Below are 25,948 nucleotides of genomic sequence, written 5' to 3'. Positions count from 1 at the left end.
ACACTCATACGATCACATATTTCGGGAGGAGATGCCGATGATCACTAGAAGAACTCTTTTGCGTACAGGGGCCGCAGCCTTTGCAGGTGCGCTGGCTGCGCCGCATGTGGCCCGTGCCGCCGGGAAATCCATGAAGATTGCCCACGCGGCCAGCGAAGTACACCCAGGCCACCGTCTCGCCACCAGCTTTGCCGAAACGCTGGAAGAGCTGATGCCCGGCGCTTTCAATATCAACATTTTCCCTAACCGCCAACTAGGCGGGGACAAGCAGTTGCTGGAAGGCACCGTCGCGGGCACCATGGATGTCACCGCCGTGTCTGGCGTGTTGGTCCCACTGGTTACTGGCCGTTTGGCTATGAACGCTTGGCAGTTGCCTTTCCTGGTGCGGGACTATGATCACTTCGGCGAATTGGCCCTGGGCGAGGTTGGCCTGAAAATTCAGGACGATTTGCGCGAAGCTGGGCTTATCAGCCTGGCTACCGCCGACACCGGCCAGCGTCACTTCTTATCGGTCAAAGATCCGGTGGCGTCATTGGATGACCTGTCCGGCCTGAAAACCCGCATCGTGCCGGTGCCCCTGCACAAACAGATTTGGGAAACTCTTGGTACCGCGCCCGTAGGGCTGCCCTATGGCGAGATTTACGGCGCGCTGGAAACCGGCGTTCTGGACGCAGTCGAGATCAACGTGTCGTCTATGCTGGGCGAAAACCTGTGGGAGGTCGGCAAGAACTTCACCCTGACAGGCCACTACCCGTGGCACATGACCACCCTCATGTCAGACCGCTACTGGAACACGCTGAGCAGCGACGAGAAAGCCGCAGTGACCGAAGCCGGTCGCCGTTCGGTTTCCGCAACGCTGGACTATGCCAAGACGCAGGATGCAGAGGGCCGGGAAACGCTGAAGGCCAAAGGTGTCGAAGTGTTGGAGCTGACCGACCTGGACGCGATGCGCGCAAAAACCGCCGGCATGACCTCTGAATGGGCAGCCAAGAATCCGCTGATTTCCGAGCTGGTCGCCGCCGCTGGATAAATGTCCACCCCCCGCACGTCTTTCTAGGCGTGCGGGGGGCAACCTGAAAGGCAGGTCATGTCAACGGCACCCCAACTTCCATGGATCATCCGCACTTATTTATGGGCCATACGCGTTTTAGCTGGCCTGTGCATGACGTCGATCGTGGGTATCATGATCGCACAGGTCTTTGCCCGTTATGTCCTTGGGGACTCACTTATCTGGGCTGAAGAGCTGTGCCGTTACCTGTTGATCTGGCAGACATTCTTAGTGCTTGGCATGGCCTACACGCGAGGCGAATTCGTGGCGCTGGATTTCGTGCCTGCGCAGCTGCCCCCGCGCGGAAAATGGCTGTTAAGCGCCGTTATGGCCGTGCCGATCCTGCTTTTTCTGGGGCTAATGGCGTGGCATGGCTATGACTTTGCTTCGAACTTTGATCGTCAGACCATCCCGGCGCTGGATTTCATCTGGGAAACCTTAACTGGTGCTCCTTTGGGCCTGTCTATACGCTGGGTCTATGTGTCGGTCACTGTTGGCCTGTCGCTGATGGCGCTGCATGTGCTGGCTGATCTGATCACCCGGTTTCGCCCTGAATTCCTAAAAAACACAGATTACGACGGCCCTCCGCCGTCCGAAGGGGCACAGTGATGGGCAGTTTCTTTTTTGTATTCGCCGGGCTGCTGGCTAGTGGCATTCCGATCGCGCTGGCGCTAGGGATTGGCGGCACGATTTATCTGTACCTATCGGGCAACGGCATGATGGCCCTGATGCTGCCGCAGCGGATGATCGCGGGCATTGATCAGTTCGTGCTGTTGACCATTCCGCTTTTCCTTCTGGCCGGTTCGTTGATGAATGTGGGCGGTGTGACTGATCGGATCGTCAACTTCGCCCGCGCGATGGTCGGGCATCGACGCGGTGGGATGTCGTCTGTGTCGATCCTGTCTTCTGGCTTTTTCGCGGGGATTTCCGGCAGTGCCACGGCCGAGGCCTCGGCGCTAGGAACAATCCTGATCCCGACCATGTCAAAACAAGGGATGCCGTCTGCCTACGCTGCGGCATTGATCGCAGTCAGTTCGGTCATGGGGCCGATCATCCCGCCCTCAATAACTATGATCATTTACGGCGTGCTGTCCGGCGCTTCGATCGGCCAGTTGTTTTTAGCCGGGGTGGTGCCAGGCATTGGCATTGCCCTAGGTTTGCTGACATACGCCAGTTGGCGCGCCCGGCGCGATGGTTTTCCGGTGACCGATAAGATGGCGCTGGCCGAACGGCTGGCCGCCACCCGCCGCACCCTGCCCGCATTGATCCTGCCTCTGATCATTCTGGTGGGTATCAAGGCAGGCATCTTCACCCCGACCGAGGCGGCAGCTGTTGCCGTTGCCTATGCCTTGTTCATCGGGTTTATCTACCGCGATCTGACTGTGGAGCGAGTCTGGAATGCGCTGATCGCCACGGCGCTGGTTTCAGCCTCGATCCTGTTTATCACCTCAATGGCCAGCATCGTGTCCTTTGTGTTTACACTGGAACAAGTCCCGACCCTGATCGCCAATGCCATGCTTCAGATCACCGATAATCCTTGGATAATCCTTCTGTTTCTGAACTTGTTCCTGCTGGTGCTGGGGATGTTCCTTGAGCCGATTTCGATTCTGATCCTAACCATGCCGATCCTGCTGAAAATGCAGGCCATCATCGGCATGGACTCTGTGCAATTCGGCACCGTGGTGGTGTTGAACGTGGTGATCGGCATGGCAACACCTCCGGTGGGCATTTTGTTGTTTATCGCCTCGGCGATTTCAGGCGAGCCAGTAACGCGAGTCATCCGCGAGGCCCTGCCGCTGGTCGGTATCTGTCTTGGCATTCTGGCCCTGATCGCGCTGTTCCCCCAACTGACCCTGTTCATTCCACGCGCCCTGTTCTGAGGACCAAATGGCCAAACGTAAGATCATCATCTCCTGTGCCGTGACGGTTGGGATTCGCTCCTCGTCGAGTGCGCGGCATCAGCTTATCACAGTCGAGGGAACCGCCACCGCTGTGCATGAGACCCGTGAGATGCTGAGCCTAAGTGGCGCTGACAAGGTGGAATTTTAAGCCATGTCAGACGCGCGTAATACGTTGATCGTGGTCGCCCATCCCGAACCGGGCTCGTTCAATCATGCGCTGGCGCATAATATGGCGAATGCGCTGCACGTGGCGGGGCACGAGGTGGTCATCTCGGACTTGGCGGCCGAGAGATTCCGCGCGGACATTGGGCGCCATGATATAGACAGCGTTGCCGATCCAGGTCGTTTTCATGTGCAGGCCGAACAGGCCCATGCCGCGCGGCACATGGCTTTCGCCGCTGATATCGCGCGCGAACAGGCCCGCGTAGCGCGGGCGGACAATGTGATCTTGCAGTTTCCGCTGTGGTGGGGTGGTGCGCCCGCCCTGATGAAGGGCTGGATCGACCGCGTGCTGAGCTATGGATTTGCCTATGTTGATGGGCGTCGCTTTGACACCGGGTTGTTCAAAGGCCGCCACGCCATGATCAGTGTCACCACCGGCGGCACGCGGGAACGGTTCTCTGACACGGGTGTCTATGGCCCCATCGGCCCGCTGCTAATGCCGATTCGCAAGCTGGCGCTGGAATACATGGGGTTTGAGGTGGCTGAGCCGGTGGTCAGCTATGGCGTCCCGCGCACCGATGCTGCCGCCCGCGCCGAATACCTTGCGGCTGCGGCCCAAGCAGCGCTCGACCTTGCAGCACGGCCCATTCAACGCACGGATGATTGGCGCACCGCGCTAGACACCGTGCCCGAAGGCGCGTGGGCGCGCAAAGGATAAGCCATGACAGACACGAACACCAATAAGCAGGAGGCTCCCATGAATGACATCGAAAGCATCAAAGTCCAAGAGGCCGCGCGCATTGCGGACATCCTAAAAGGTGCAGTGGATCCGCATGTGCATTCAGGCCCTTCAATCGCGCCTCGCGCTGTCGATCATCTGGAGTTGGCGCAGGTGTATTCGGACAACGGGTTTGCCGCGATGGTGACCAAGGATCATGACTATTCCGGCGTGATCTGTGCGCGGATGGTACAAGATCACTACCCTGATCTGGCCACCAAGGTTTACTCGGGCATTGTGCTCAACAACGTGGTGGGGGGGATTAACCCCTACGCGGTCGAACACACTGCGGCGATGGACGGGCGGATTGTCTGGCTGCCGACGCTGGCCGCCGAAAACCATCTGGAATGGGAGCGCTCTTCCGGGTGGGAACATCCGGCTTCGACTCAGAAAATACGCCCGGCGTCGGCTGTGCCTTTGTGTGACGATGACAAACTACGACCCGAGGTGCTGGATTTGCTGGACGTCATGGCCGCCACCGGCATGGCGCTGGCCAGTGGTCATATCCATGTGTCTGAAACCAAGATCGTCTTTGCCGAGGCCAAGAAACGCGGGGTGGAGCAGCTGATCTTTACCCATCCCGAAGATATCGTCGGCGCCTCGATGGAGGACACCAAGGAAATCGCCGACATGGGGGCCTATGTTGAACATTCGCTGGCGTTTTTTGCCGAAGGCTCCAAGTTCAAAAATCGTACGGATGAGGAACTGCGCGATTTCATTGATCTGGTCGGAGCGGAACGCACCATCCTGTGCTCTGATCTGGGGCAGGTGGGTACGATCACACCGCTCGAAGGTTTCCAGAACGGCATCGCCGCCTGCATCGGGCTGGGGTACTCGGATGCGCAAATCCGTCAGATGGTCGCCAGCAACGCTGCCGATGCCATCGGCCTGAATGGATAAGGGAACCCGAATGCAAGACCTCAGATCCCGAATCAAAGCCAAAGAGCTGTTGATTGGCACTTTCATCAAGACGCCTGCGCCCCAGAATGTTGAAATCCTTGCCCATGCCGGGTTGGATTTTGCTGTGGTTGACCAAGAGCACGCCCCAATTGGCATCGCCCAGATGGATATGATGGCGCTGGCGTCCAAAGCGTCTGGCCTGCCTTTACTGTCGCGACGTTGGGGCGCAACGCGGGACTGGATTGCCCCGCTCTTTGATCTGGGGCTGACCGGGGTCATGGTGCCCCACGTTCTGGACAAACCCGACGCCGAGTCGGTCTGCGATGCAGTGCGATTTGCCCGAGGTAAGCGTGGCCTTTCTCCATCTCCGCGTGCGGGAAATTACGGCGGAATTGCGATACCCGAGTATCAAGCGCTGTGTGATGGGCGCAGCGTGGTAATGGTGCAGATCGAAGATGCTTGTGCCCTGGACAATCTGGACGACATTGCCGCGATAGCAGACGTGGACATGCTGTTCATTGGCCCTGCCGATCTGGCCCAATCCATGCAGGTGGGGTATCCGTCTGACGAACTGGACGCGGCGATTGAACGTATTATAGCTGCGAGTCAGCGGGCAGATACTCCCATTGGCCTCTTTGTAGGCAACCCAAACCAAATTGCGGCATGGCACGCTAAGGGCGTTACACTTTTCGTATGCGGCTCTGATCAATCCCTGCTGGGAAACGCGGCCCAGGGCGTTGTGTCTCGTGGAAAGTGCAATGAAAGCGAATAAACGGATGAGGAGACTGATTTCTATAGTCCAATTGCGCGGGTTGGCGTTTCAATCAATACCGTTTCCAGGCCGCTAATTGAAGCCGGTGACACCTGCGCCGCATACTGGCGTGTATACATACCTTTCTTTTGCGCGAGGTGTGTCAAAAGGTATGTATTGATAAAAATCAGTGACTTACGCGTAAAAGTCGATTTTTTGTTACTTTCGGTCGCCAAAAAGAGGTGCGAAAAGCATAATTGAAATCAATGTGTTATATATGTTTTCGGCAAAATTACAGAGTTGCAGGGATTTTGAACATGTCTGGAATTTGTTTTTAGGCTGGCAAACCCCGCGCCCGCCCCAGCCCACGGCATGCACCTTCCCGACCGATGTATGCGGGATCACACCCAAAGCCGCCCATTTAGTTTCATGGCTAAGGCTGAGGTTGAAACGAGCGGAACCTAACCGCCTGCCCCTGCGGGGGAAATGATTCTACTGCACCACAATCCCAGCGCTTTGTAACGCCCCAAGCCGCGCGAAATCTGAAACAGTGGTAGCCACGCAAAACACGGCTACACGTCGAAATCGTCTAAGTCTTCGTGTGAAATGACACGAGATCGTTCCTTTTTCGATATCTTATCTGCTTGATTTATAAAAACTATTAGAAAGTTCGCCGACTACAGTTTTTCCTTTTTCGACAAAGATTTTTTCCACTGCAAGAAAACCATCAAATATCTAGGTCCCGGGTTAATTCTCACTTTGTGATACACATACTTCATCAAGCATTTTCAGAACCTCTACCAATTCTCGCCTGACAATCCGCACGCGCTCCATCGCCAAAGCTTCATTGCGTCCGGCTAGCTGCAAAACCACATCCAGCACTGCATCCGAATGCTTCATCAGGCCAATCAGATGCTCACCGCTTGGGCCGTATGAACCCGCTATCCAGTTCTTTGCGGTTCTTTCGCTTACTCCTGTCCACTTTATCGTTGCTTTCGCCGCTCGGCCCGCGCCACCCAGCTCATAAGTCAGCGCAGACCTAACTGCCTCTCGATATTCTACAGCCGACACCAGATCCTGGCTGCCTCCATGAAAGATGTTGCCCTTTTTATGAAACATGTTTCCGTCTCCCTTCCGATAAGTTCGTGAAAGGAATCGCAGAACAGCTGCGCAAAATTACGAACTTGAATATGGAGGGGCACGTCATTGAGTTGGCCAATTAACAAGTCGGACGGAGGACAACGCCGGAACGCAGCGCAATACGTCCGTATGTCGACCGAGCACCAGCGGTACTCGACCGAAAACCAGGCCGACGCCATCCAGCGATATGCGATCGAGCGCGGCTACAAGATCATCCAAACCTATTCTGATGCTGGCAAAAGCGGGTTGAGCATTCAAGGCCGAGCCGGTCTTTCGCAACTCATCTACGACATCGAAGCAGGTGAGACCGATTTCAAAACGGTCCTCGTCTATGATGTCAGTCGCTGGGGCCGTTTTCAGGATGCGGATGAAAGCGCCTATTATGAGTATATCTGCAAGCGCGCAGGCATTTCTGTCGAGTATTGCGCCGAGCAATTCGAAAATGACGGAAGCCCCGTTTCCACCATTGTGAAAGGCGTCAAGCGCGCGATGGCTGGCGAATACAGTCGCGAGCTGTCGCAAAAGGTCTTTGCAGGACAGCGCCGGCTGATTGAGTTGGGCTATCGACAAGGCGGCGCACCTGGGTTCGGGCTGCGACGCATGTTGATCGATGAAGCGGGTCGTACCAAAGGCATCCTGTCGCGAGGAGAGCACAAGAGTATTCAAACCGACCGGGTTACGCTTGTTCCGGGTCCGGCTGATGAAATCGCTATAGTAAACCAGATCTTCTTGAGGTTTGTGGAGGATGGTTGGTCAGAAGCCGAAATCGCGTCAGACCTGAACCGACGCGGCATCCGAACCGATCTGGATCGGGACTGGTCACCAGCGGTTGTACGTCAAATGCTGACCAACGAAAAATACATCGGGAACAATCTCTGGAATCGCCACTCTTTCAAACTCAAGAAACGCCATGTCCAGAACGATCCGGAAAACTGGGTCCGTGCTGTTGGTGCCTTTGAAGCAATTGTTGACACCAACCTGTTCAACGCTGCCGGAGCAATCATTGCAGCTCGTTCACATGTCTTGTCCGACGACGAAATGCTGGATCGGCTGAAGGAGGTACTGGAAGAAAACGGCTACCTCTCAGGCTTTGTCATCAATGAAGCACCAAAGCTTCCATCAAGCGGGGCCTACCAGAACAGATTTGGTAGCCTGTTGCGTGCTTACAGCCTCGTTGGCTTCAAACCTGACAGAGATTACCGTTACATTGAGATCAACAGACGATTGCGCAGCCTGCATTCCGACATCGTCCGGGACATCATCGCCGGGGTCGAAGCCGTTGGTGGAAATGTCGCCCAAAGCCACAATGCAGACACTCTCATCATCAATGACGAGTTCACCGTTTCCATTGTCATCGCCCGCTGTCTGCAAACAGGCGCGGGCGCGTATCGTTGGAACATTCGCCTGGGCACCGGCCAGCTTCCGGACCTGTCCATCGTCGTCAGGATGGGACAGGCCAATACCGCGCCCCTCGACTACTACTTGCTGCCTACCTTTGACATGACCAAATCACAGTTACGCTTGGCGGAAAACAACGGCTTGTCCCTTGATGCATTCCGCGCAGGCAGTCTGGCGCATTTCTTCGACATGGCTGCACGGGCGCCGATACTGGAGGTCGCGTGATGAACCACGCCCCAGTCGAGCACACTGTTCTTGTTCCCGTCGATGCAATCACTGTAGTCAACCCAAGGCTCAGGAACAAAAAGGTGTTCGATGAGATCACTGCGAACATTGCAGAGCTTGGGTTGAAAAGACCCATTACGGTTGCGGCGCGTGAGACTGAAAACGGAGACAAGCCGGTATACGAATTGGTCTGCGGCCAGGGCCGACTGGAGGCATTCAAGGTTCTTGGCCAATCTGAAATCCCGGCAATCGTCATCAATGCCAGCAGCGAAGACTGCCTTGTCATGAGCCTGGTAGAAAATCTGGCGCGCAGGCAGCACCATTCGCTGGATTTGCTCAGAGATATTGGGCGGCTCAAGGAATGCGGATATTCCGCAGCTGAAATCGCCGCCAAGACCCAGCTGTCCAAGAAGTATGTCCACGGCGTTATTAAGCTTCTGGAAAGTCATGAACATCGCCTCCTGCGTGCAGTGGAGAGCGGTAAGATTCCGGTCAGTGTTGCCGTTGACATTGCGGACGCCGATGATGTCGGCGTGCAACGTGTTCTCCGGCAGGCTTATGAGAAAAAGCTCCTACGCGGCGGAAGACTCCTTGCAGCCAAGCGTCTTGTTGAAGCGCGCCAGAAACACGGCAAGGGCCGCGCGAACACTGTCGAACGGCCACGCAAGAGTCTATCTGTCGAGACTCTGCTCAAGACCTATGAAAACGATGTCGAGAAAAAGAAGGTGTTGCTGAGAAAGGCAGGCGCAACGCGGAGCGAACTGCTTTTTCTGACACAAGCGCTCAAGGTGCTGATGGCTGACGAAAACTTCGTCACATTGCTTCGCGCCGAAGGGGTGGCCAGTCTGCCAAAACAAATTGCAGAGCGCCTAATGCAGCCCAAGGAGACATCCAAATGTCAGTGACCCGGAAAGAACGGACCGTTGCGGCTGCTTTTGAACAGGAGCTGGTAACGCTTCCATTCGATGAGATCGCGCCACTCTACGTGGTCACCCCGCAAAAGAAGGCCAGCATTAAGTTCAAACAGATCTCGGCATCTGTTCTGGAAATTGGCCTTGTTGAACCTATTGTCGTGTCCCGCGACCCTAACAACGCTGGTCAATATACATTGCTTGATGGGCATCTGCGCCTTGAGGTTTTGAAGGACCAGGGTCAGACACATGCGCGATGTCTTGTCTCCACCGACGATGAAGCCTTCACGTATAACAAACGCATCTCTCGTCTCGCGACCATTCAAGAGCACAAGATGATCCTGAGAGCCCTCTCTCTTGGCGTGCCCGAGGCCCGTCTGGCGCGCGCGCTCAATGTCAACATCAAGACCCTGAAACAGAAACGCCAGCTTCTGGATGGTATCTGCGATGAGGCGGCGGAATTGTTGAAAGACAAACAAGTGGCTTTGACCGGGTTTCAGATTCTGAAAAAAATGAAGCCCATCCGGCAGATTGAAGCGGCGCAACTCATGGTCGCCATGAACAAGTTCACGATCAACTATGCCCGATCGCTTCTGGCCGCGACGCCCGAAAACCAGTTAGTGTCGGCGGCAACGCCAAAAAAGATCAAAGGTATTTCACGCGAGCAACTGGAGCTTATGGAGCGCGAGTCTGCCAACCTGGAACGCGAAGTCCGCCTTGTTGAAGACAGCTTTGGTGCCGATCATCTCAATTTGGTCCTGACCCGTGGTTACATCGCGAAACTGATGCGCTGCGACCGGATTACGCGTTACTTGTCGCTGCACCATGACGCGTTTTTACCCGCATTTGAAAAAATTACCGAGAACGAGGCCTTCACTTCATGATCTCTCGCGGCTGATTGAAACGGTTATTGGGGACCCGGACCCATCAAGCGCGGGGACCGCAGGAGGCGCCGCACTGTGGGGCGGATCGAGTGCGGCGATGGGGAGGGCGGCGAACCCGTCGGGGCCCATCACGCCGGGCAACATGCTTGATGAAAGTCACATTAGTTTGGTTGTATGTGACGAAAATGAGCCCTGTCGCTTGCGGATGTTTTGGCCGCTAAAGTAGGCTCTGTTTTCTCGGACATCTAGCCCGTCGTCTGCTGTATGCGTTCGAACAGGCCTCTATTTCGAGGTGCCGCCCATCGAAAATGCCACTTGCTCATATGGTGCCGTTTTGCGCCTCAAGCCATGAGGACATTTTATTGACCCAGACCGGATCTTTGCCGCGCAAGAGTACTGCGCACAGCAATTGTACATTGGCCGGAACTTCAGAGTCGTCCGGCCCATGGGCCATGATGAACTCAAGATCGCCTGCAACGGTTGCAATCAGTGCAGATGCGTTTGCGGGCAGAATGGTTTCTGCGCTCGAAGTTTCGATAGTCATTGATGTGTTCCTCTATTGCTGACCGCCGTCGTTCCAAGCATCGGCGTAAGCTGATGCTTGGAACATACTAAGGGGTCAGTGAATCAAGCTGTTGCTGGTAAAGGAGCGAATTTACCCGGTTAAACAATTCGAACCCGTCGGCAAGTAGTGCCCACCCTAAAAGCAAGCAGAGTCCCGAAACTGCTAGCATGAAAACCAGGAGGTAAGTTTCCGTGGACCACACAATGACGGTCTTCATGTTTTCTGGTGTTTTGTTTGCCAAGTAGTCGACGACCGAGATCATCCACTTGGGCCGTCGATCCACTTCTAAAGGCTCTGGTATCTTGTAACGCCTAAAATACACCAATCCAGCATAGTAAATGCCTGCCATCAAGAGTGGTATTGCTGCAAACCATCTGATCAACATGGCCGCTAAGTGCGGGTGATCACCTGAGCCAGATAGGGCATTTAGGACGACCGCAGCCACTGCGCCAGTCGCATAAATCAACCATTTCTCCAACACCATTTCAGGTCTGTCTGTCGAACTGGGTGCTTTGCTTTGGGCCTCGTTTTGGATGGGATCCATTTTGTTCTCTCTCACTTAGTATCGCTTGGACGGGTTTGAACGCCGTACGCGCTTTCCAATGGTGGCACCGGGTTGCAATGAATAGCAGTGGAGACTGCTCGTCAGTCATACACATGAGCCAATCACTCTTCGCTTGCGGTGTCGGTGGGCCGAACGCTGCGGTCGTTGGCTACCTCCAATCCAAAAATAATAGATTTCTCCATTACTTGAGCTCCCTCGCATTGCGCTCAACATCCTGCCAATGCTTGTTGACCGGCAGCGATTTGGCACGTCGTGTGATATCTTCAAACCGCACCGGCATGAAATCCCAAACATCGACACCGACAGTCACGCTGTTCCGTGATCCACGCCAGTTGTTATGGACGTGGCCAAAGAATTGGAGGGATTGGCGGCGTGCATAGTTCCAGGTGATCATCGGATAATGACAGAGAGTATGGGATTGATCGTGTGGCCCGTCGCGGATCTCGACCAGATGCGAGATGCTGTCCCACGGAAGCATTAGCGTTGGTTCAAGATCGTGGTTGCCAATTATCAAATGCTTCCGAGCACCAGGTAGCTGCCCAAAGATGCCGTTTAGGTAGGTGGCTTCTTTGGCCTTCGGACCGAATGCAAAGTCACCGACGATCCATAGATCATCATTGGGACCGACCTTGGACCAAAGGTTTTCAATCAACACGGTATCCATGTGCCCAGCGTCACGAAATGGCCGATCGCAAAACCCAATTATGTTTTCATGCCCGAAGTGGGTGTCGGCAGTGTACCAATTTACCATCTTAACAACCTTCCGCTTGCAACGACGGACCCGAGACCCACATGTCGCCTTCAATTAATCCGTCCAACTTTTCGCGTTCATAGATTTTGCTGAACCGAGGCGCCATCTGTATCGGATCAATTTTCAGCTTCTCGAGCCGGGACGACACATGCTTGGCCTGTGTGTCAATTTGATGCGCGAGGATGCCCAGAGTCACATAGCGCTTCAAAAACGCGTCATAGGCCTCATGCGGAATGACCGACATCGGGCGGCGTGAACGCGGATGCCGTGTCTTTTGTGCCCGGATGTATTTTTCCTGAATCAGATGGGTTATCGTTGGATCGTTGACGCGCAACAATCTTTTTAGCTCTTGTTTCGTGTATCCCTGCAAAGGTGGGCCCTCGAACAGGTCGAGGATCTCTTCGAGGTCGACGGCAAGCGCGGCCAGGCCCTCAACGCTTTTCTGCCTTCCGAGCCATTTCAGACGACCATCCAAAATCAGCGGAACAACGTGTTCGATCTTAACTTTGGCTTTGTTGCAGGCGACGCCAACATCCATTTGCTTTCCAACCAAATCATCGATCGGTTCAGCGCGATTGAGAAAGCGCGCAAGAACCTCATCCAAATGATCGGGCTGGTATAGCCCTTTCAAGCCTTCGAATGTTGCCGCTGGCTGGATGACTCCGATTTTTTCGCAAACGGTCAAATAGCGGCCTGTTTATATTAAGTCGCTTCGCGGCTTCCACGCGGTCCACCACATCTAACATCTCTCGATTTTTTGCCTCGCTTTCAGTAGCTGGAAAGTATCCGATCTCGCAGGTGGAGAGCGCTCTGGTTCGCTTGCCGTTCCCAAAACCAAAACCCCACAATAGGTTCTTCAAGCGAATGGGATCGATGTCGAACTCCTTTGCTATTGTGGCGAAGGAATGCAGGTGTCGCTGTGGGCAAGGTTTCCCCAACACGATCTCGCCTTGCCCAATCGGGTAATTGCGAAAGACAAAATCGCGGTAAACCTCGCAAATAGGATCGTAACGCTCGTCATGAGTTCGACGGTCCAGCCAGCGCGCGAGATGACAAAAATCGGTGTAGTGGCCCGAGCGAAAACCAACCGAGTGACTTTGCACGCCACTCAGCGCAGCTTCTATTCCCTGCTTTCCTTTGCGGAACGCCTCAAATCCGAGACGGCCGGCCTCGGCAAGCTCTGCATCACTAGTAGTTGAAAAGGCCTTCTGGGGACCGAAGGCACAAACCAGGCCCAACATTTCCGATGTTTTTGCAACGATTTCGAAGGGCAGTTCATCAATCCAGTCTTTCGACTTCTGCCCGTCCAATCGCTTGATTTGATACCGCTCAAAGGATGAGGGTTTTCGGAATTCCAGGCACCGCGTAGCCGCCTCGATTAGGCTCCAGTGATCTCTGATGCGACCAAAGGTGTCATGGATGTCACGCGGGAATTCCGCTGCAGGAAGCTCCAGCAGCGCGACCTGATGCTCTGGACAGGTCCGGATCGATGAGACGTGCCAGTAGACACGTGTGTAGGGACCAAAATCTCCAAATCTGGTTTTGTCTTCCATGATACATTTCGGGCAAACCCGCAGCCTGCCACGCGCGAACTGCCGATTTGACAGGTGCTGCCCCGCCATCACAAAGCTCTTACGACCACCAGGTTCGACAACGAGACGGCTGGCATACTTGTCCATCTGCTCGCGCGGCACGCCTGATAGTTTGGAGACGAGATCGAGTTCTTCAGAAAGGCCTTTGACAAGGCCTTTCCAATTTATCCGCATATCTAGCGAGAAATCCTGCACATATTGGCTGCCGTTGAAGGCTGCGATATTTGTAACCAGCGAGGTGGTCGTTTGTGCAGGGCGAAGAGGTAGGGTCAATCCAAGCTGCATCACGCTCCCCTCCGGCGTTTCTTAGCGTGCGGCATCAGGGCATCCGGCTCATCCTCGTCGACCTCCGCAAGCAATTTGCGCGCATCGACAGTGCGGTAATCTTCAGTAATGAAGGGGTTCAGATCATCGACACATCCCGACCGACGCCGGAACGCTGATGCGAAGTCATCCAAACCAACCGTCATATGATCAGCCAGCAGAGCCTCTTCGATTGCCGCAATGATGATTTCAATCGCGAGCCCCAACTCGCCAGCACCAGCGTGGATCAAACGTTTTGTGAACTCGGAATCGTAGGTTCCATCCGCAATGGGAAGTTTGGCTGCGGCGAGGTAGTTGGCCACGACTTCAGGCAAGATGTTCCCGTGGGTTGTGAAGCTGATCGGAGCGAGATGGATTGGTATGAAGCGTCGTGACAGCTGTGGATCAAGGTGCAGTAAATCCTTTAAAGCTGGCATCCCGCTCAAAATCAGACCGGTTGGCCACACCGGGTTTTGCATGAGAGATTTAAGTGTATTGACGACGGACTGCATCTCGCGTTCGTTACGGTTGATGTGCAGATCTTGTGCCTCGTCGAGGTGCAAGAACAGCGTCTCACGTTCCCGCAAATGGCTCCGCAGGAGTTCCCAGATGATGCCCGCCGTACGATCGCGACGGATAGGGTAGCCGATCGCATTCAGGCATGACATTCCGACGTGCTTCAGCGTTGCCGGGGATGGAACCGATAGGCTGATCGCCTCCGCCTTTATCTTGTTGGGCTCGAGTCGGGCCAGGTGCTTGTGTCGATTGAATAGATGGGCCATCGCTGTCGATTTACCGGCCGATCAAAACGATGCCACGCGCCTCGCTTGAGCGCCCTGTCTCTAATTCGGCGCGACGTCGATAGAGCAACAGATCGAACTGGTCTTGCAAGTCAGAGAAGGGAGTATGAGGCACAAATTTGGCGCACAGGTCAGAGATGATCTTGCCCGTGGCGAGCGCTTTCTGCTGTTTCAGTGACATTATTTATCCTCCAAATTCCAAGTCGGTTTTGTGATTGGTTGAGATGTTTCGTTGGAATCTGTTTCGTCATCTGCAATCTGCTCTCGAGAAGGCTTTGACCCTTCCAGCGCGGTAGCCGTTTCAAAGCGAGTTCCCATCAGGCCAAGCTCCTCCACGGGTGCTCCAATCTCCGGCCGAGGCTTGAAAGTGGTCCCGTGGAACAAGTCTTTCTGAAGTTTGAGGACCTGCTCTTTTGTGAGGTCGTGGGGACCAATGCCGGCACGCAGCGCAGCTTTGTGACAAATTGCATCGATGTTCTTCAATGCGCGGTCCCGCAGGTCGCTGGATAACTCGCTTTCGGCTTTGTTGTGCGCTTTGATCGCACGAAATTCGGTGACCCAACTGCTCATGTGAACGCCGTCGAGGTCACAATCCAAAGCATCAGCCGTTACCCAAATTTCTCCGAACAGCACTGAGATGGCACCAATATCGTGGGGATCTACCCTGATGCGCATCTGCCGTTTTGAAGACGCATGCCAAAAGGCTTGCAGCTCGGGACAGGTGTAATAGTTGCCGAAGACGTCGATTCCGCGTTTCGAGAGCTTGCGCTGCATCTCAATACCGACGGCAGATCGAACAGTGTGCCGATCTGGTGGCGCGTTGACGTAGTATTTGTCTTCTACTTCTAACCAGGAATTTGCCGGCGTTTTGAAATCCAACCCCGTGTGCTGATTGTGGTGGTAGAAATCGACGAAGAAGATCGTCAGTATTCGCGCCAATTCGTCGTCATCGAGAACGGCGCGCCCCTCGGAATCATAGTCGCCACGAGCCTTCGGGTTGTGAAAAGCACGCCCGTAGATCCGGGTCAGTAGCTTGGAATTGATTGTGCCGAACACCCGCTCGATCCGGCGCGAAGTTCTGGGATCTTCACCGGTGGAAAGAACATTATTCCGCCAAGCGCTGTCACAGCTGAGATGAACTCGTCGCTTACGAACGCCGATCCGGTATCGCAGGCAACCATGCCCAAACCGCCGTGAAACGGCCAAGGCGACTCTGCGCCCATCGCCTTCGCAATGTCCGTTTTGTCGCGAACAACCATTCGCAGCAATTTGACAGCTTCTTCCGCACAGGGTTTAGCTGCTACCCGAATACCTAAGATGACACGTGTGCGGGTATCGATCGCAGCGCAAATCCACCGGCGCCCGCGCGGGAGGTTCTCCTGAACGTGTTTGGGAAGATGATCGTAGATGCCCAGATTGGTGAAATATGTGAAGAGATCAACTTCGCATTCATCAAACTCGATCCTATCCATCGCGAATTGTTTGGATATTCCTCCGGCAGAGAGGGCGAACTCTTTCCGCGCGGCGTCTGCACCATTGAAAATGGCGTAAAGCTCGGCCTGGTTCATCGCCGAGAGTAATCCTACGTGCAGCACCTGAACTGGTTACTGGCATTTTCCTGCACAGAAGATCCGCCAACGCCGGATCTTCAACCGCACATATCACTTGTCTGCCCTCACGAACCAATTGACCAAGGAGCTCCGAGAGATGGACGCTCCTAAAATCATCGATGTGCTGGACGGGATCATCCAGCAAGACCGATGCCCAACGGCTCCATGCCATGGAAAGGTTCACCGCAATCAGAAAGGCGAGACCCGTTGCCCGTCGCTGACCACTAGAATAAACGAACTGGGGATTGATATCGTCGCCAACACTGAAACTTAGATGCCGCCGCAACTCCCCTCTAAGCTTGTAGCTGATCTCCTGAAAATTGGAATTTGGACGGAGCCTTGCGTAAAGCCCAGTGATCAATGGCAGTATACGATCTAAGCGTTGATTAGGTTTAGCGGCTGAAAGGCTGGATTTCGCACCCAGCTTGCCGCCCATGAACTTTGTGCGAGCGCCATGCGAGGGCGATATGGACAAGATAGAACTAGACCCAGATGGCTTGCGTCTGCTTGGCAGCGCCTTGTTGCACAAGAGGCGCGATATTCTGCGGTGGCGCGAAAGCACGATTCAGAAGCTGAGTGTGTCAAAAGTTCCGCCAGAGTTTCGCCCCCGAAATTCGGATGAAAGCTATCAGAGAGAAATCACGGCAAGTGAGCGACTTGAAGACCGCTTATCTTTCGTGGGTGGCCCAGCTGATCTTAATGACTATGCCCAATTGGGAATTTCGTCGTTTGGCTTCAATTGGTGCCATTTGTACGATCACCAAATCTTGGCGATTTACCTCAAGCCTCGTTTGCCGGGGTGGAACTCATTCATTCGATTGGATGACACCTATGACGGCAACAAGCCGATAGTCGACTGGGGTTTCTGGGGGCGTCCGTTGGATGCTCTGGAAAGCATATTTTTCAAGGAAGTCCACAGCGCATATTTTGGCGAAACCTATGAACGTAGCCCGCGCAGTGAAAACGAAAAGATATTCGCATTACTTGTATCTGATCTGGTCAATCCGCCAGACGTGCAGCCAAAGGGGCGAAAGAAGGGGAGTTCGCCAAATCAGCATCACTGGGATGAAATTGAACCGATATATTTTGCTCTGCGTAAGGCAGGCGGAACCAAAAACGGTTCTGCTAAGCAAGCCTTGAAGCAGTTGAATCTGGAGATTTTGCCGCGTTCCCCTGATCTTAGCAGCGCGAAATCCGCCTACATCGCCACGGATGAAAGGTCCGCTTTAAATTCAATCGTAGTTGAGATGGACAAGCGGGAAATTTCGCGCGCCCTCTGACGGTTTGTCAATTCAATCTAATGACATTCTTTTCAATTGAACCCATTGGATTCAATTGAAAAGGTTGCTGTTTGAATGAATGGCAGCCCAGCGCTGGGCGAACGCAATTTGCACTCACGTTCAAACGAAACGGAGTGCAAGAATATGCAAGAAAATGATGCTGATAAGTTGCTGGCGCGGGCCGAAGTCGAAGCCCGTTTCGGTTTGTCGCGGCGCTTCCTTGAGGTTGCCGCAGTCAAGGGCGATGGCCCCACAATGGTGCGCTTGGGGCGGGCCGTCCGCTATCGCGTTCAAGACGTGCGGGAATGGATCGAGGCGCGCCGTGTCGCATCCACTTCTCAGGAGGTTGGCCAATGACCGTCAATCGCAAACCTGTGAAAGTCCTGTGCGCGCCAAACGGGCAAATTTCGTTTTCTCAGGCTGACCAAGGCCACCATGCCCGTCTTGATCTGTCACGGCATGACCTCTCCACGCTGGATAAGCTGGGTTTTGCTATTGATGCCCTGAACCGCTGGGATGCTTTTGTGCGCTCGGTCGAGCAGATTGAGGGTCTTATCTGCCGCTACGAGCAAGCCACCTTGCCGATCCTTGGGGGTGCGCAAGATGAGTGAGGCACAAGACATCGTTAAGGCATTGGGCGGCGAGTGGCGTAGTAACTATGGCCTTTCGCCGTGCCCGATTTGCCAGCCCGAAGGGCGGCGGGATCAACGCGGGCTGTCTGTGAAGGATTCGGCTGGTCGAACTCTTGTGACCTGCCACAAAGCTGGTTGCTCAGCCCCTGACATTTTCACGGAACTGCGGGCGCGCGGTATTGTTCAAGGTCATGGGCACAGCTTGCAGCGGTCCCCAGCTGAAATTGAGCGTGATCGCGAAAGCCGCCGCAAACAGAAAATCAAGACGCAACGCTATTGCGATGACCTCTTTTCCCAAGCGGTACCGATCTCAGGCACCCCGGCGGAATCCTATCTGGAGGGTCGCGGGATCAAGGCGCAATGGCACAAAATGCGCCACACGCTGCGCTTCCATGCGGCATTGCCTCACGCGCGGACAAAGCAAAATCTGCCCGCGATGATTGCCCGTTTGCGCGGGCCGGATGGCAAACCCATGGGGATCCACCGTACATACCTGCGCCCGGACGGCTCAGACAAAGCGGACCTCCAAGGTGGCGCAAAAATGATGCTGGGTGCATGCGGCGGCGGCTCCGTTCGCTTTGGGCCAGATCGGCGCGTGATCGCACTGGCTGAAGGCATAGAGACTGCCTTGAGCATCGGTGTCGCGTCACGCCTGACTGTATGGGCTACGCTATCGACCTCTGGCCTCAAGGGATTGATTTTGCCGCCCCCTCCGATCGCTGAGGTTGTCGTTATCGCGGCTGACCATGACCCGGCGGGCTTGGCCGCAGCTGAAGAAACAGCGGCAAGACTTGAGGCAGAAGGGCGCGCAGTCTCGATCATTGCACCTCAAGCCAACGGGGCTGATTTCAATGATGTGCTGCGGGGTGACACCCATGGGTAAAAAGGACATCAAATCCGCTGTAGACGATGCGGTCGAGGCAGCAAAGTCAAAATCAGGCGCTGGGCGGAGCGGAAAGGCCCAGCGCAAAAAGATCAAACGCCCCTTTCCGTTCAAGGTAGATGAAACTGGCACCTATCGGCGTGTCGAGCGTGAAGCCGATGACGGAGGCACAAAGACGACATGGGTGCGTTTTATGTCACCTGTCTGGGTGCAGGCCCTTACGCGGAATGAAGACGGCGAAGACTGGGGCCGCGAAGTCGAGGTATTGGATCGGGATGGGGTCGTGCATCGGTGGGCTATGCCTGCGGCCTTGTTCGCCGGGTCAGGCGAACCCTTGCGGGCTGAGCTGCTACGTCTTGGCTGCGAAATTGAGCCGCGCCGCGAAGCGCGGGCTTGGGTTCTCGAATATCTGCAAAGCGCCGATCCTGATGGCCGCGCGCGGTGTGTTTCTCGTATTGGCTGGCATGGGGAAACCTATGTGCTACCCGATGGCGCAATAGGTGTGGCAGATGATGGTGAGCGGGTGTTGTTGCAAACATCTGAAAAACCTGACCACGCCTTTAATGTCGCGGGCACTCTGTCAGATTGGCAGGCAGAAGTTGCAAGCCCAGCGCTGGGCAACTCCCGCCTTGTTCTATCCCTTGCCGCTGGGTTCGCGGCTCCCATGTTGGCTCTGTCCGGTGATGACGGTGGCGGCTTCCACTTTCGTGGCGCGTCATCTTCTGGGAAATCTACTGCCTTAACAGTGGCCGGATCGGTTTGGGGTGGCGGTGGCACACAGGGTTTTGTGCGCCATTGGCGGGCGACTGACAACGCGCTGGAAAGCGTGGCGGGCATGTCCTGTGACAGCGTCTTGTGCCTTGATGAATTGTCACAGGTGGACCCAAAGGCAGCAGGCGCTGCGGCTTATATGCTTGCCAACGGCAAGGGCAAGGCCCGCGCAGGGCGCGAAGGACAGGCCCGCAAGGTTCTGGAATGGCGTGTTCTGTTTCTGAGCAATGGTGAGATCGCCCTCGCTGATAAGATCAAGGAAGGTGGTGGACGTATCGCGGCTGGGATGGAGGTCAGAGTCATTGATCTACGGGCCGATGCTGGCGCTGGCATGGGGCTATTCGAGGATACCCACGGTGCAGTTGATCCAGCCAGCTTTGCCCAGCGCCTGAAAAAATCCGCCAATACGTTCTATGGCACCGCTGGCCGGGCGTTTGTGGCCGCTTTGGTTGATGATCTGGCGGAATACCGGGAAAAGCTTGCCGATCTGCGCAAAGGCTTTGTTCAATCTGCTTTGCCGCCGGGGTCTGATGGCCAAGTGCGTAGGGTTGCGGATCGCTTTGCCCTTGTCGCAGCTGCGGGTGAGATTGCTACCTCGCTGGGGGTTAGGTGCGTTTGGGTGCCGACCGCGCACCATAGCTTTGTTTGCGCGTGGCCAGTGTCAGGCAAAAAAGCCCATGGGCAGGGGGTACAAAAAGTTCACGCGTGTGGATCAGGGGACCGGCGGCGGTAATGAGATTTTTTCGCGTGCAAAGTTGAAAGGGGGGGTGTCTCAAAAATACTTATACAATTAAATCAATCGGTTAGGTGTAACAGCCCAATATTTCTGTAACCTTTTTTGTAACTAGTGAAGGAAAATATAAACAAATAAAAACAATAGGTTATATATACAGGTAACAAAGTTACAGAAGTTACAGGCTTTTTGAAGTGACCCGGCAAACTCCTGAGCCTTGGGGACAATATGTCACCCACCGATTTGCCCAAATCGCCTCTTGTTCTTCATGGTATCCTGTTTGGCCTCAAGCTGGCGCGACGGTGCCGCTTGCCCCTGCGGGGCGCGGGGATTTCATACTGCTTCCCGCAAATGCATGAAGTGGTGCGAAATCGCAAAGCGTGGTAGCCCCGTGGTAGCCACTAGAAACGGGGCAACGAATTCAAATCCGCTAAGTTATTGATTTCAGTGGTGAGCCGTGTAGGATTCGAACCTACGACCCACTGATTAAAAGTCAGTTGCTCTACCAACTGAGCTAACGGCCCACTGTGGAGGCAGCTTCTAGAAACAGACGCCCATAGGGTCAACCCAAAAAAGCCGCCTTTTTGAAAGTTTTTCGATTTTTGTCGGCCCGGTCCAATAAAACAAGGGGCGGCGGGGGGAACAAACTTGCGGGTCGGTCTGGAAACGTCCGGGAAACGCGCGTATATCGGCGCGATGGAAAACCATGTGGTCAAAACTCTGCCGTTCATGAAGATGCATGGGCTGGGCAACGACTTTGTCGTCGTGGATGCGCGGGCGCAGGACGTGCCTTTGCCTGCCGATCTGGTGGTGGCAATCGCTGATCGGCACAAGGGTGTGGGCTATGATCAGCTGGCGGTGATCGAACAGGGCGCGGGCGATGCGCATCTGGTGTTTTATAACGCGGACGGATCGCCCTCGGCGGCGTGTGGGAATGCGACGCGCTGCATTGCGCGCTATCTGTTCGAGGAGACTGGCAAGGACAGCCTGCATCTGACCACCGATCGCGGCGATCTGTATGCGGTGGACGCGGGGGGCGGGCTGACCTCGGTGAATATGGGGCAGCCGCAGCTCATGTGGCATGAAATCCCCCTGGCCCGCGAAATGGATACGCTGGAGCTGCCGATTGACGGCGCGCCCACGGCCACCGGCATGGGCAACCCGCATTGCACGTTCTTCGTGGACGATGCCGAGGCGGTGGATCTGGAAACCCGCGGCGCTGAGATTGAGCATCACCCGCTGTACCCCGAACGCACCAACGTGCAGTTCGCCAGCGTCATTGGCCCCGATCATCTGCGGATGCGGGTGTGGGAACGTGGTGTGGGGGTCACGCTGGCTTCGGGCTCGTCGTCCTGTGCGACGGCGGTTGCGGCGGCGCGGCGCGGGCTGACCGGGCGCAAGGTGCGGATTGATCTGGACGGGGGCACGATCTGGATTGACTGGCGCGCCGATGGCGTCTGGATGACCGGGGCCACGATGCATGTGTTTACCGCGCAGCTGACGCCTGAATTCCTGGCCTCGATATGACTGCCAAACCGCCCATTTTCACCACGCTTGGCTGCCGTCTGAACGCGTACGAGACCGAGGCGATGAAGGATCTGGCCCAGCAGGCCGGGATCGAGGGCGCGGTGGTGGTAAACACCTGCGCCGTGACGTCCGAGGCCGTGCGCAAAGCGCGTCAGGAAATCCGCAAGCTGCGCCGGGAAAACCCCTCGGCCCGTCTGATCGTCACCGGCTGCGCCGCCCAGACCGAGCCCGAAACCTTCGCCAATATGGACGAGGTCGACGTGGTCATCGGCAACAGCGAAAAGATGCAGCCGGAAACGTGGGCCGCGATGGGCCCCGATTTCATTGGCCAGACCGAGCGCGTGCAGGTCGATGACATCATGTCCGTCACCGAAACGGCGGGGCACTTGATTGATGGGTTCGGCACCCGCAGCCGCGCCTATGTGCAGGTTCAGAACGGCTGCGATCATCGTTGCACCTTCTGCATTATTCCCTATGGTCGGGGGAATTCTCGGTCCGTGCCCGCCGGTGTGGTGGTCGATCAGATCAAACGGCTGGTCGATAAGGGCTTTAACGAGGTGGTGCTGACCGGGGTCGATCTGACCAGTTGGGGGGCGGATCTGCCCGCGCAGCCGCAGCTGGGCGATCTGGTCATGCGGATTCTGAAACTGGTGCCGGATCTGCCGCGTTTGCGCATCAGCTCGATTGATTCCATCGAGGTGGATGAAAACCTGATGCAGGCCATCGCAACCGAGCCGCGCCTGATGCCGCATCTGCACTTGTCGCTACAGCACGGCGATGATCTGATCCTGAAGCGGATGAAACGCCGCCATCTGCGCGACGATGCGATCCGCTTTGCTGAGGAGGCAATCCGCCTGCGTCCCGACATGACATTCGGCGCGGACATCATTGCGGGCTTCCCCACCGAAACCGACGCGCATTTCGAAAACTCGTTGAAACTGGTCGAGGAATGCCAGCTGACCTGGCTGCATGTTTTCCCCTACAGCCCGCGCCCAGGCACGCCTGCGGCGCGGATGCCTCAGGTCGAGGGGCGGCTGATCAAAGCGCGGGCGGCGGCTTTGCGCGCGGCGGGGCAGCGGCGGGTAGATGCCCATCTGGACCGCCAGCAGGGACGCCGTCATAACGTGTTGATGGAAAACCCGCTGATGGGCCGGACCGAACAGTTTGCCGAGGTGCATTTCACCGATCCGCAAACCGAAGGTGCCATCGTCAAGGCCGTGATTTTCGGCCGTGACGGGGATCGTCTGCGGGCGTAACGGCCGAGCCACGCCCGCAAGCTGTATCACTCAAGCAAATTGGCGAACGAGCCCGCCGTGGTTTCCGCAACCTGGATCTTTGCGCCCATCAGGGATTGCTTTTGCGTCACGACAAAGAAATTCGGCGTGGTTCCGTTGCTTTCAAAGGTCAGGGTGCCGGGCGTGTTAAACGAGGCCAGGCCGGTATAGCGGACTGTCAGCGTGTTCTGGCCTTTGCTGGCGGTGGTTTTCAGCGATTCCTTGATTCCGATAGTGCCGGCTTTCTGATTGTTGATCAGAACCTCCATCAGTGCTCCAGACCCGGCAAACCCGGTGTCACGATAGACATAAATGCTGTTGGGTTCGGCTTTTTCCACCTCGGCCAGAATGGTGGCCCGGCCCGAGGTGCCGCTTCCGGTGCAGGCAGCCACAAACACCGCCATGGTCAGGGCGAAAATGATCTTAAGTACGCGCATCATGCAGTCTCCGATAGTACGATTGCGCCTGAATGAGCGCATCCGGTGTCTTTTTGCAAGTATTGAATGTGTTCAGCCAGCTGAATTGCGATATGTTTATGGCAGCCGCCTCCGGTGCCGGAACCCAAAGGAGCCCCCAATGCATCCAAACCCCGTGTTTCACACACAGACCGAGGCGCGAAACCTGGCTTTTGCCGCCCAGGCCGGGGTGGGTACGCTGGCGGTGTCGGGGGCAGATGGAATGCCGTTGATGGCGCATGTGCCCTTTGTGATCGAAGACGGGCGGGTGCTGTTTCATCTGGTGCGTTCGAATCCGATTGCGCGGGCTCTGGGCGATGGGCTGCCGGGAAAGATTTTCGTGCAGGGGCCTGGGTCTTATATTTCGCCCGATTGGTACGGGCTGGAGGATCAGGTTCCAACCTGGAATTACGTGGCGGTGCATCTGGCCGGCCCCGTGCAGAGGCTGGCCCAGGATCGGTTGCGGGATGTGCTGGATCGGCTGTCTTTGCGCTTCGAAGAGCAGCTGTTGCCGAAACCGATATGGACTGCGGAGAAGGTCTCGGACGAACAGATGGCGCGCCTGATGCGGATGATCGTGCCCTGCTGCCTGAATATCGCGGATGTGCAGGGGACGTGGAAACTGGCGCAGAACAAACCGGATTTTGCGCGTCTGGCCGTGGCCGATGTGGTGGCCGAGCACGGAATCGGGATGGAGCTGGCCGCCCTGGCCGATCTGATGCGTGCGCCTCCGGGGTCTGAATGATGGACAGCGCCCAGCCCGCGCCCTACCGTTAAGCGCGGAGCATAGGAGGGACACATGAAACTGATTTATTCCGGGGCCTCGCCATTTGTGCGCAAGGTCAATGTTGTGATGCACGAAACCGGGCAGGTGGATGACATCGAACTGATCGAGGTAATGACAACCCCGGTTGCCACCCCGTCCGAGGTGCGCGCCGCCAACCCGATCGGCAAAATCCCGGCGCTGATCCGCTCTGACGGGCCTGCGATTTACGACAGCCGGGTGATTTGCCGGTATCTGGATGATCGCGCGGGGGCCGGGCTCTATCCGGGCGAATCGCTGTGGGAAATTCTGACACTCGAGGCCACGGCGGACGGGTTGATGGATGCTGCTGTGCTGATGGTCTATGAGGGCCGGGTGCGCCCCGATCACCTGATCTACAGCGAATGGGTCGAGGCGCAATGGCAGAAGGTATGCGGCGCGCTGGACGCGCTTGAGCAACGCTGGATCAGCCACCTGAATGGGCCGCTGAACATGGGGCAAATCGCGGTGGGCTGCGCGCTGGGATACCTGGATTTCCGCCACGGAGCCCGCAACTGGCGCGCCGGGCGCGGCGCGCTGGACGACTGGTACGCGGTGTTTTCCGACCGCGCCAGCATGACAGCCTCGGCCCCGGCCTGAGACCCAAGGGCCCCCGCGGGGGCCTTGGGTGCGCGACGTCTAGAACGCGTAGCCGATCCCGATGTTGAATGCGTTCGAGGTCAGCGTGGTGGACAGCGTGCCGCCGCCGTCCAGGTCCACGTCATTGTCGGACCAGGTGAACTGGTATTCGCCAAAGAACGACCAGTTGTCATTGATCTGATAACGTGCGCCTGCCAGCAGGCGGATGGCAGGGCCGGTGACCTGATAGCCCAGCGTGTGCGCTCCGCCCGTTGGTTGAATATCCACATGCGGAATGGCAACGCCCACGCCGGCCCCCACGAAGGGTGTCCAGCGGTTCCACTTGCCGGGCCAGCGTTTCATCACGTTCAGAGTGACCAGGTTATGCCCATCCGTGAATTCCAGCCGGTCAAACCCCGTGGCGGCCATGTCGGCATCGGGGGCGTAGGCCTTGTTGTGGCTGAACTCCAGGCCAAAGCCCAGATTGTCGGGGCGCCAATACACGGCGCGCATCCCATAGTAGGGCGGCATCACATTGGATCTGCCGCGCCAGTCGATATCGGCGTCAAACCCGCCAATCGCCGGGTCCGAGCCGCTGATACTGCTGTTTCCGGGCTGTTCGCCCCCCAGGTAAAGGTCGATTTCAATCTCTGCGACTGCAGGCGCGGCCATGGCGGTCGTGGCAGCCAGAGCGACGATCAGTTTCCTAAACATCTGTCGGTCCGTTC

General features: G+C 56.2%; 30 protein-coding genes and 1 tRNA gene. 18 read left to right on the top strand and 13 right to left on the bottom strand.

Translation table 11 applies throughout. The annotated features are described in order from the left end of the window. The first annotated feature begins 37 nt into the window (after window positions 1–37). The 6 genes from ACP15O_RS05930 (at window position 38) to ACP15O_RS05905 (ending at window position 5,561) form a co-directional block, all read left to right on the top strand. Window positions 38–1,030, top strand: a complete 993-nt coding sequence (locus ACP15O_RS05930; RefSeq protein WP_425095125.1) for a TRAP transporter substrate-binding protein — start codon at window positions 38–40, stop codon at window positions 1,028–1,030. Window positions 1,031–1,162: 132 nt separating this feature from the next. Then, window positions 1,163–1,657 carry a TRAP transporter small permease gene (locus ACP15O_RS05925; protein ID WP_425095124.1) on the top strand — a complete coding sequence of 165 codons (495 nt, stop codon included), beginning with the start codon at window positions 1,163–1,165 and terminating at the stop codon, window positions 1,655–1,657. Further along, the gene (locus ACP15O_RS05920; protein ID WP_425095123.1) at window positions 1,657–2,928 is read left to right on the top strand and encodes a TRAP transporter large permease; all 1,272 of its coding nucleotides are present in this window, start codon (window positions 1,657–1,659) and stop codon (window positions 2,926–2,928) included. The genes ACP15O_RS05925 and ACP15O_RS05920 overlap by 1 nt, the downstream gene beginning before the upstream one ends. A gap of 172 nt (window positions 2,929–3,100) precedes the next feature. After that, window positions 3,101–3,829 carry an NAD(P)H-dependent oxidoreductase gene (locus ACP15O_RS05915; protein ID WP_425095122.1) on the top strand — a complete coding sequence of 243 codons (729 nt, stop codon included), beginning with the start codon at window positions 3,101–3,103 and terminating at the stop codon, window positions 3,827–3,829. A gap of 39 nt (window positions 3,830–3,868) precedes the next feature. Continuing rightward, complete coding sequence (locus tag ACP15O_RS05910) at window positions 3,869–4,789, top strand: DUF6282 family protein (RefSeq protein ID WP_425095121.1); 921 nt, start codon at window positions 3,869–3,871, stop codon at window positions 4,787–4,789. Further along, complete coding sequence (locus ACP15O_RS05905) at window positions 4,782–5,561, top strand: HpcH/HpaI aldolase family protein (protein WP_425095120.1); 780 nt, start codon at window positions 4,782–4,784, stop codon at window positions 5,559–5,561. The genes ACP15O_RS05910 and ACP15O_RS05905 overlap by 8 nt, the downstream gene beginning before the upstream one ends. 726 nt (window positions 5,562–6,287) lie before the next feature. Here the strand turns inward: ACP15O_RS05905 and ACP15O_RS05900 are convergent. Then, the gene (locus tag ACP15O_RS05900) at window positions 6,288–6,659 is read right to left on the bottom strand and encodes an XRE family transcriptional regulator (protein WP_425095119.1); all 372 of its coding nucleotides are present in this window, start codon (window positions 6,657–6,659) and stop codon (window positions 6,288–6,290) included. Window positions 6,660–6,758: 99 nt separating this feature from the next. Between ACP15O_RS05900 and ACP15O_RS05895 the strand changes: the two genes are divergently transcribed. The 3 genes from ACP15O_RS05895 to ACP15O_RS05885 are packed head-to-tail and all read left to right on the top strand — an operon-like array spanning window position 6,759 to window position 10,098. Then, on the top strand, window positions 6,759–8,303 hold the full coding sequence (locus tag ACP15O_RS05895; protein WP_425095479.1) for a recombinase family protein: 1,545 nt from the start codon (window positions 6,759–6,761) through the stop codon (window positions 8,301–8,303). After that, the gene (locus ACP15O_RS05890) at window positions 8,303–9,208 is read left to right on the top strand and encodes a plasmid partitioning protein RepB C-terminal domain-containing protein (protein ID WP_425095118.1); all 906 of its coding nucleotides are present in this window, start codon (window positions 8,303–8,305) and stop codon (window positions 9,206–9,208) included. Before ACP15O_RS05895 ends, ACP15O_RS05890 begins: the two co-directional genes overlap by 1 nt. Further along, window positions 9,199–10,098, top strand: coding sequence for a plasmid partitioning protein RepB C-terminal domain-containing protein (locus ACP15O_RS05885; protein WP_425095117.1), 900 nt, complete (start codon window positions 9,199–9,201; stop codon window positions 10,096–10,098). Before ACP15O_RS05890 ends, ACP15O_RS05885 begins: the two co-directional genes overlap by 10 nt. Before the next feature lie 319 nt (window positions 10,099–10,417). Here ACP15O_RS05885 and ACP15O_RS05880 read toward each other — a convergent pair whose 3' ends face one another. The 9 genes from ACP15O_RS05880 to ACP15O_RS05840 all read right to left on the bottom strand — a co-directional run bounded on the left by ACP15O_RS05880 (window position 10,418) and on the right by ACP15O_RS05840 (window position 16,242). Further along, window positions 10,418–10,642, bottom strand: a complete 225-nt coding sequence (locus tag ACP15O_RS05880) for a hypothetical protein (RefSeq protein WP_425095116.1) — start codon at window positions 10,640–10,642, stop codon at window positions 10,418–10,420. Between the two features lie 67 nt (window positions 10,643–10,709). After that, complete coding sequence (locus tag ACP15O_RS05875) at window positions 10,710–11,207, bottom strand: hypothetical protein (RefSeq protein ID WP_425095115.1); 498 nt, start codon at window positions 11,205–11,207, stop codon at window positions 10,710–10,712. A 202-nt stretch (window positions 11,208–11,409) separates the two neighbouring features. Beyond that, window positions 11,410–11,892 carry a metallophosphoesterase gene (locus ACP15O_RS05870; RefSeq protein WP_425095114.1) on the bottom strand — a complete coding sequence of 161 codons (483 nt, stop codon included), beginning with the start codon at window positions 11,890–11,892 and terminating at the stop codon, window positions 11,410–11,412. 88 nt (window positions 11,893–11,980) lie between these two features. Continuing rightward, complete coding sequence (locus tag ACP15O_RS05865) at window positions 11,981–12,583, bottom strand: hypothetical protein (RefSeq protein WP_425095113.1); 603 nt, start codon at window positions 12,581–12,583, stop codon at window positions 11,981–11,983. After that, window positions 12,576–13,856 (bottom strand): TniQ family protein, encoded by a 1,281-nt coding sequence (locus ACP15O_RS05860; RefSeq protein ID WP_425095112.1) that lies wholly within the window; start codon window positions 13,854–13,856, stop codon window positions 12,576–12,578. Before ACP15O_RS05860 ends, ACP15O_RS05865 begins: the two co-directional genes overlap by 8 nt. After that, window positions 13,856–14,656 (bottom strand): TniB family NTP-binding protein, encoded by an 801-nt coding sequence (locus ACP15O_RS05855; protein ID WP_425095111.1) that lies wholly within the window; start codon window positions 14,654–14,656, stop codon window positions 13,856–13,858. The genes ACP15O_RS05860 and ACP15O_RS05855 overlap by 1 nt, the downstream gene beginning before the upstream one ends. A 10-nt stretch (window positions 14,657–14,666) precedes the next feature. After that, complete coding sequence (locus tag ACP15O_RS05850) at window positions 14,667–14,855, bottom strand: hypothetical protein (protein WP_425095110.1); 189 nt, start codon at window positions 14,853–14,855, stop codon at window positions 14,667–14,669. Beyond that, on the bottom strand, window positions 14,855–15,730 hold the full coding sequence (locus tag ACP15O_RS05845; RefSeq protein ID WP_425095109.1) for a Mu transposase C-terminal domain-containing protein: 876 nt from the start codon (window positions 15,728–15,730) through the stop codon (window positions 14,855–14,857). The genes ACP15O_RS05850 and ACP15O_RS05845 overlap by 1 nt, the downstream gene beginning before the upstream one ends. Beyond that, complete coding sequence (locus tag ACP15O_RS05840) at window positions 15,700–16,242, bottom strand: hypothetical protein (protein WP_425095108.1); 543 nt, start codon at window positions 16,240–16,242, stop codon at window positions 15,700–15,702. Before ACP15O_RS05840 ends, ACP15O_RS05845 begins: the two co-directional genes overlap by 31 nt. Before the next feature lie 509 nt (window positions 16,243–16,751). Between ACP15O_RS05840 and ACP15O_RS05835 the strand changes: the two genes are divergently transcribed. The 5 genes from ACP15O_RS05835 (at window position 16,752) to ACP15O_RS05815 (ending at window position 20,583) form a co-directional block, all read left to right on the top strand. Next, window positions 16,752–17,564, top strand: a complete 813-nt coding sequence (locus ACP15O_RS05835; protein WP_425095107.1) for a hypothetical protein — start codon at window positions 16,752–16,754, stop codon at window positions 17,562–17,564. 144 nt (window positions 17,565–17,708) lie between these two features. Further along, the gene (locus ACP15O_RS05830; RefSeq protein WP_425095106.1) at window positions 17,709–17,921 is read left to right on the top strand and encodes a helix-turn-helix transcriptional regulator; all 213 of its coding nucleotides are present in this window, start codon (window positions 17,709–17,711) and stop codon (window positions 17,919–17,921) included. Continuing rightward, entirely contained in the window at window positions 17,918–18,175 is a 258-nt protein-coding gene (locus ACP15O_RS05825) for a hypothetical protein (protein WP_425095105.1), read from the top strand. Before ACP15O_RS05830 ends, ACP15O_RS05825 begins: the two co-directional genes overlap by 4 nt. Further along, window positions 18,168–19,079 carry a DUF7146 domain-containing protein gene (locus tag ACP15O_RS05820; protein WP_425095104.1) on the top strand — a complete coding sequence of 304 codons (912 nt, stop codon included), beginning with the start codon at window positions 18,168–18,170 and terminating at the stop codon, window positions 19,077–19,079. The genes ACP15O_RS05825 and ACP15O_RS05820 overlap by 8 nt, the downstream gene beginning before the upstream one ends. Continuing rightward, window positions 19,072–20,583: a DUF927 domain-containing protein gene (locus tag ACP15O_RS05815; protein ID WP_425095103.1), complete on the top strand. Its 1,512-nt coding sequence runs from the start codon at window positions 19,072–19,074 to the stop codon at window positions 20,581–20,583. Before ACP15O_RS05820 ends, ACP15O_RS05815 begins: the two co-directional genes overlap by 8 nt. A gap of 448 nt (window positions 20,584–21,031) precedes the next feature. Here the strand turns inward: ACP15O_RS05815 and ACP15O_RS05810 are convergent. Beyond that, a tRNA-Lys gene (locus tag ACP15O_RS05810) sits at window positions 21,032–21,107 on the bottom strand. A gap of 172 nt (window positions 21,108–21,279) precedes the next feature. Here ACP15O_RS05810 and dapF point away from each other — a divergent pair. After that, window positions 21,280–22,110, top strand: coding sequence for a diaminopimelate epimerase (gene dapF, locus ACP15O_RS05805; protein ID WP_425095478.1), 831 nt, complete (start codon window positions 21,280–21,282; stop codon window positions 22,108–22,110). Then, entirely contained in the window at window positions 22,107–23,366 is a 1,260-nt protein-coding gene (gene mtaB, locus ACP15O_RS05800; protein WP_425095102.1) for a tRNA (N(6)-L-threonylcarbamoyladenosine(37)-C(2))-methylthiotransferase MtaB, read from the top strand. Before dapF ends, mtaB begins: the two co-directional genes overlap by 4 nt. A 26-nt stretch (window positions 23,367–23,392) precedes the next feature. On the opposite strand, the gene ACP15O_RS05795 is transcribed toward mtaB, so the two are convergent. Beyond that, window positions 23,393–23,824, bottom strand: a complete 432-nt coding sequence (locus ACP15O_RS05795; protein ID WP_425095101.1) for a hypothetical protein — start codon at window positions 23,822–23,824, stop codon at window positions 23,393–23,395. Window positions 23,825–23,960: 136 nt separating this feature from the next. Here ACP15O_RS05795 and ACP15O_RS05790 point away from each other — a divergent pair, with 136 nt between their 5' ends. Beyond that, window positions 23,961–24,584, top strand: coding sequence for an FMN-binding negative transcriptional regulator (locus ACP15O_RS05790; RefSeq protein WP_425095100.1), 624 nt, complete (start codon window positions 23,961–23,963; stop codon window positions 24,582–24,584). A gap of 54 nt (window positions 24,585–24,638) precedes the next feature. Continuing rightward, window positions 24,639–25,241 (top strand): glutathione S-transferase, encoded by a 603-nt coding sequence (locus tag ACP15O_RS05785; RefSeq protein WP_425095099.1) that lies wholly within the window; start codon window positions 24,639–24,641, stop codon window positions 25,239–25,241. Between the two features lie 39 nt (window positions 25,242–25,280). Here the strand turns inward: ACP15O_RS05785 and ACP15O_RS05780 are convergent, their stop codons facing one another. Beyond that, the gene (locus ACP15O_RS05780; protein WP_425095098.1) at window positions 25,281–25,934 is read right to left on the bottom strand and encodes an outer membrane beta-barrel protein; all 654 of its coding nucleotides are present in this window, start codon (window positions 25,932–25,934) and stop codon (window positions 25,281–25,283) included. Between the last annotated feature and the right edge of the window lie 14 nt (window positions 25,935–25,948).

It is taken from the genome of Youngimonas ophiurae (nom. illeg.) (assembly GCF_049803795.1).
GTDB lineage: Bacteria > Pseudomonadota > Alphaproteobacteria > Rhodobacterales > Rhodobacteraceae > Thalassobius.
The sequence above is the reverse complement of the archived record's forward strand: the minus strand, read 5'-3'. Positions and strand labels throughout refer to the sequence as shown.

Coding starts and splice junctions, on each gene's coding strand:
- ACP15O_RS05860 (WP_425095112.1), bottom strand. CDS start 13,856: ATGCAGCTTGGATTGACCCTACCTCTTCGCCCTGCACAAACGACCACC.
- ACP15O_RS05825 (WP_425095105.1), top strand. CDS start 17,918: ATGACCGTCAATCGCAAACCTGTGAAAGTCCTGTGCGCGCCAAACGGG.
- ACP15O_RS05780 (WP_425095098.1), bottom strand. CDS start 25,934: ATGTTTAGGAAACTGATCGTCGCTCTGGCTGCCACGACCGCCATGGCC.
- ACP15O_RS05880 (WP_425095116.1), bottom strand. CDS start 10,642: ATGACTATCGAAACTTCGAGCGCAGAAACCATTCTGCCCGCAAACGCA.
- ACP15O_RS05870 (WP_425095114.1), bottom strand. CDS start 11,892: ATGGATACCGTGTTGATTGAAAACCTTTGGTCCAAGGTCGGTCCCAAT.
- ACP15O_RS05840 (WP_425095108.1), bottom strand. CDS start 16,242: ATGAACCAGGCCGAGCTTTACGCCATTTTCAATGGTGCAGACGCCGCG.
- ACP15O_RS05920 (WP_425095123.1), top strand. CDS start 1,657: ATGGGCAGTTTCTTTTTTGTATTCGCCGGGCTGCTGGCTAGTGGCATT.
- ACP15O_RS05885 (WP_425095117.1), top strand. CDS start 9,199: ATGTCAGTGACCCGGAAAGAACGGACCGTTGCGGCTGCTTTTGAACAG.
- ACP15O_RS05850 (WP_425095110.1), bottom strand. CDS start 14,855: ATGTCACTGAAACAGCAGAAAGCGCTCGCCACGGGCAAGATCATCTCT.
- ACP15O_RS05820 (WP_425095104.1), top strand. CDS start 18,168: ATGAGTGAGGCACAAGACATCGTTAAGGCATTGGGCGGCGAGTGGCGT.
- ACP15O_RS05790 (WP_425095100.1), top strand. CDS start 23,961: ATGCATCCAAACCCCGTGTTTCACACACAGACCGAGGCGCGAAACCTG.
- ACP15O_RS05835 (WP_425095107.1), top strand. CDS start 16,752: ATGGACAAGATAGAACTAGACCCAGATGGCTTGCGTCTGCTTGGCAGC.
- mtaB (WP_425095102.1), top strand. CDS start 22,107: ATGACTGCCAAACCGCCCATTTTCACCACGCTTGGCTGCCGTCTGAAC.
- ACP15O_RS05930 (WP_425095125.1), top strand. CDS start 38: ATGATCACTAGAAGAACTCTTTTGCGTACAGGGGCCGCAGCCTTTGCA.
- ACP15O_RS05785 (WP_425095099.1), top strand. CDS start 24,639: ATGAAACTGATTTATTCCGGGGCCTCGCCATTTGTGCGCAAGGTCAAT.
- ACP15O_RS05905 (WP_425095120.1), top strand. CDS start 4,782: ATGGATAAGGGAACCCGAATGCAAGACCTCAGATCCCGAATCAAAGCC.
- ACP15O_RS05875 (WP_425095115.1), bottom strand. CDS start 11,207: ATGGATCCCATCCAAAACGAGGCCCAAAGCAAAGCACCCAGTTCGACA.
- ACP15O_RS05830 (WP_425095106.1), top strand. CDS start 17,709: ATGCAAGAAAATGATGCTGATAAGTTGCTGGCGCGGGCCGAAGTCGAA.
- ACP15O_RS05910 (WP_425095121.1), top strand. CDS start 3,869: ATGAATGACATCGAAAGCATCAAAGTCCAAGAGGCCGCGCGCATTGCG.
- ACP15O_RS05855 (WP_425095111.1), bottom strand. CDS start 14,656: ATGGCCCATCTATTCAATCGACACAAGCACCTGGCCCGACTCGAGCCC.
- ACP15O_RS05900 (WP_425095119.1), bottom strand. CDS start 6,659: ATGTTTCATAAAAAGGGCAACATCTTTCATGGAGGCAGCCAGGATCTG.
- ACP15O_RS05795 (WP_425095101.1), bottom strand. CDS start 23,824: ATGATGCGCGTACTTAAGATCATTTTCGCCCTGACCATGGCGGTGTTT.
- ACP15O_RS05915 (WP_425095122.1), top strand. CDS start 3,101: ATGTCAGACGCGCGTAATACGTTGATCGTGGTCGCCCATCCCGAACCG.
- ACP15O_RS05890 (WP_425095118.1), top strand. CDS start 8,303: ATGAACCACGCCCCAGTCGAGCACACTGTTCTTGTTCCCGTCGATGCA.
- dapF (WP_425095478.1), top strand. CDS start 21,280: ATGGAAAACCATGTGGTCAAAACTCTGCCGTTCATGAAGATGCATGGG.
- ACP15O_RS05815 (WP_425095103.1), top strand. CDS start 19,072: ATGGGTAAAAAGGACATCAAATCCGCTGTAGACGATGCGGTCGAGGCA.
- ACP15O_RS05925 (WP_425095124.1), top strand. CDS start 1,163: ATGACGTCGATCGTGGGTATCATGATCGCACAGGTCTTTGCCCGTTAT.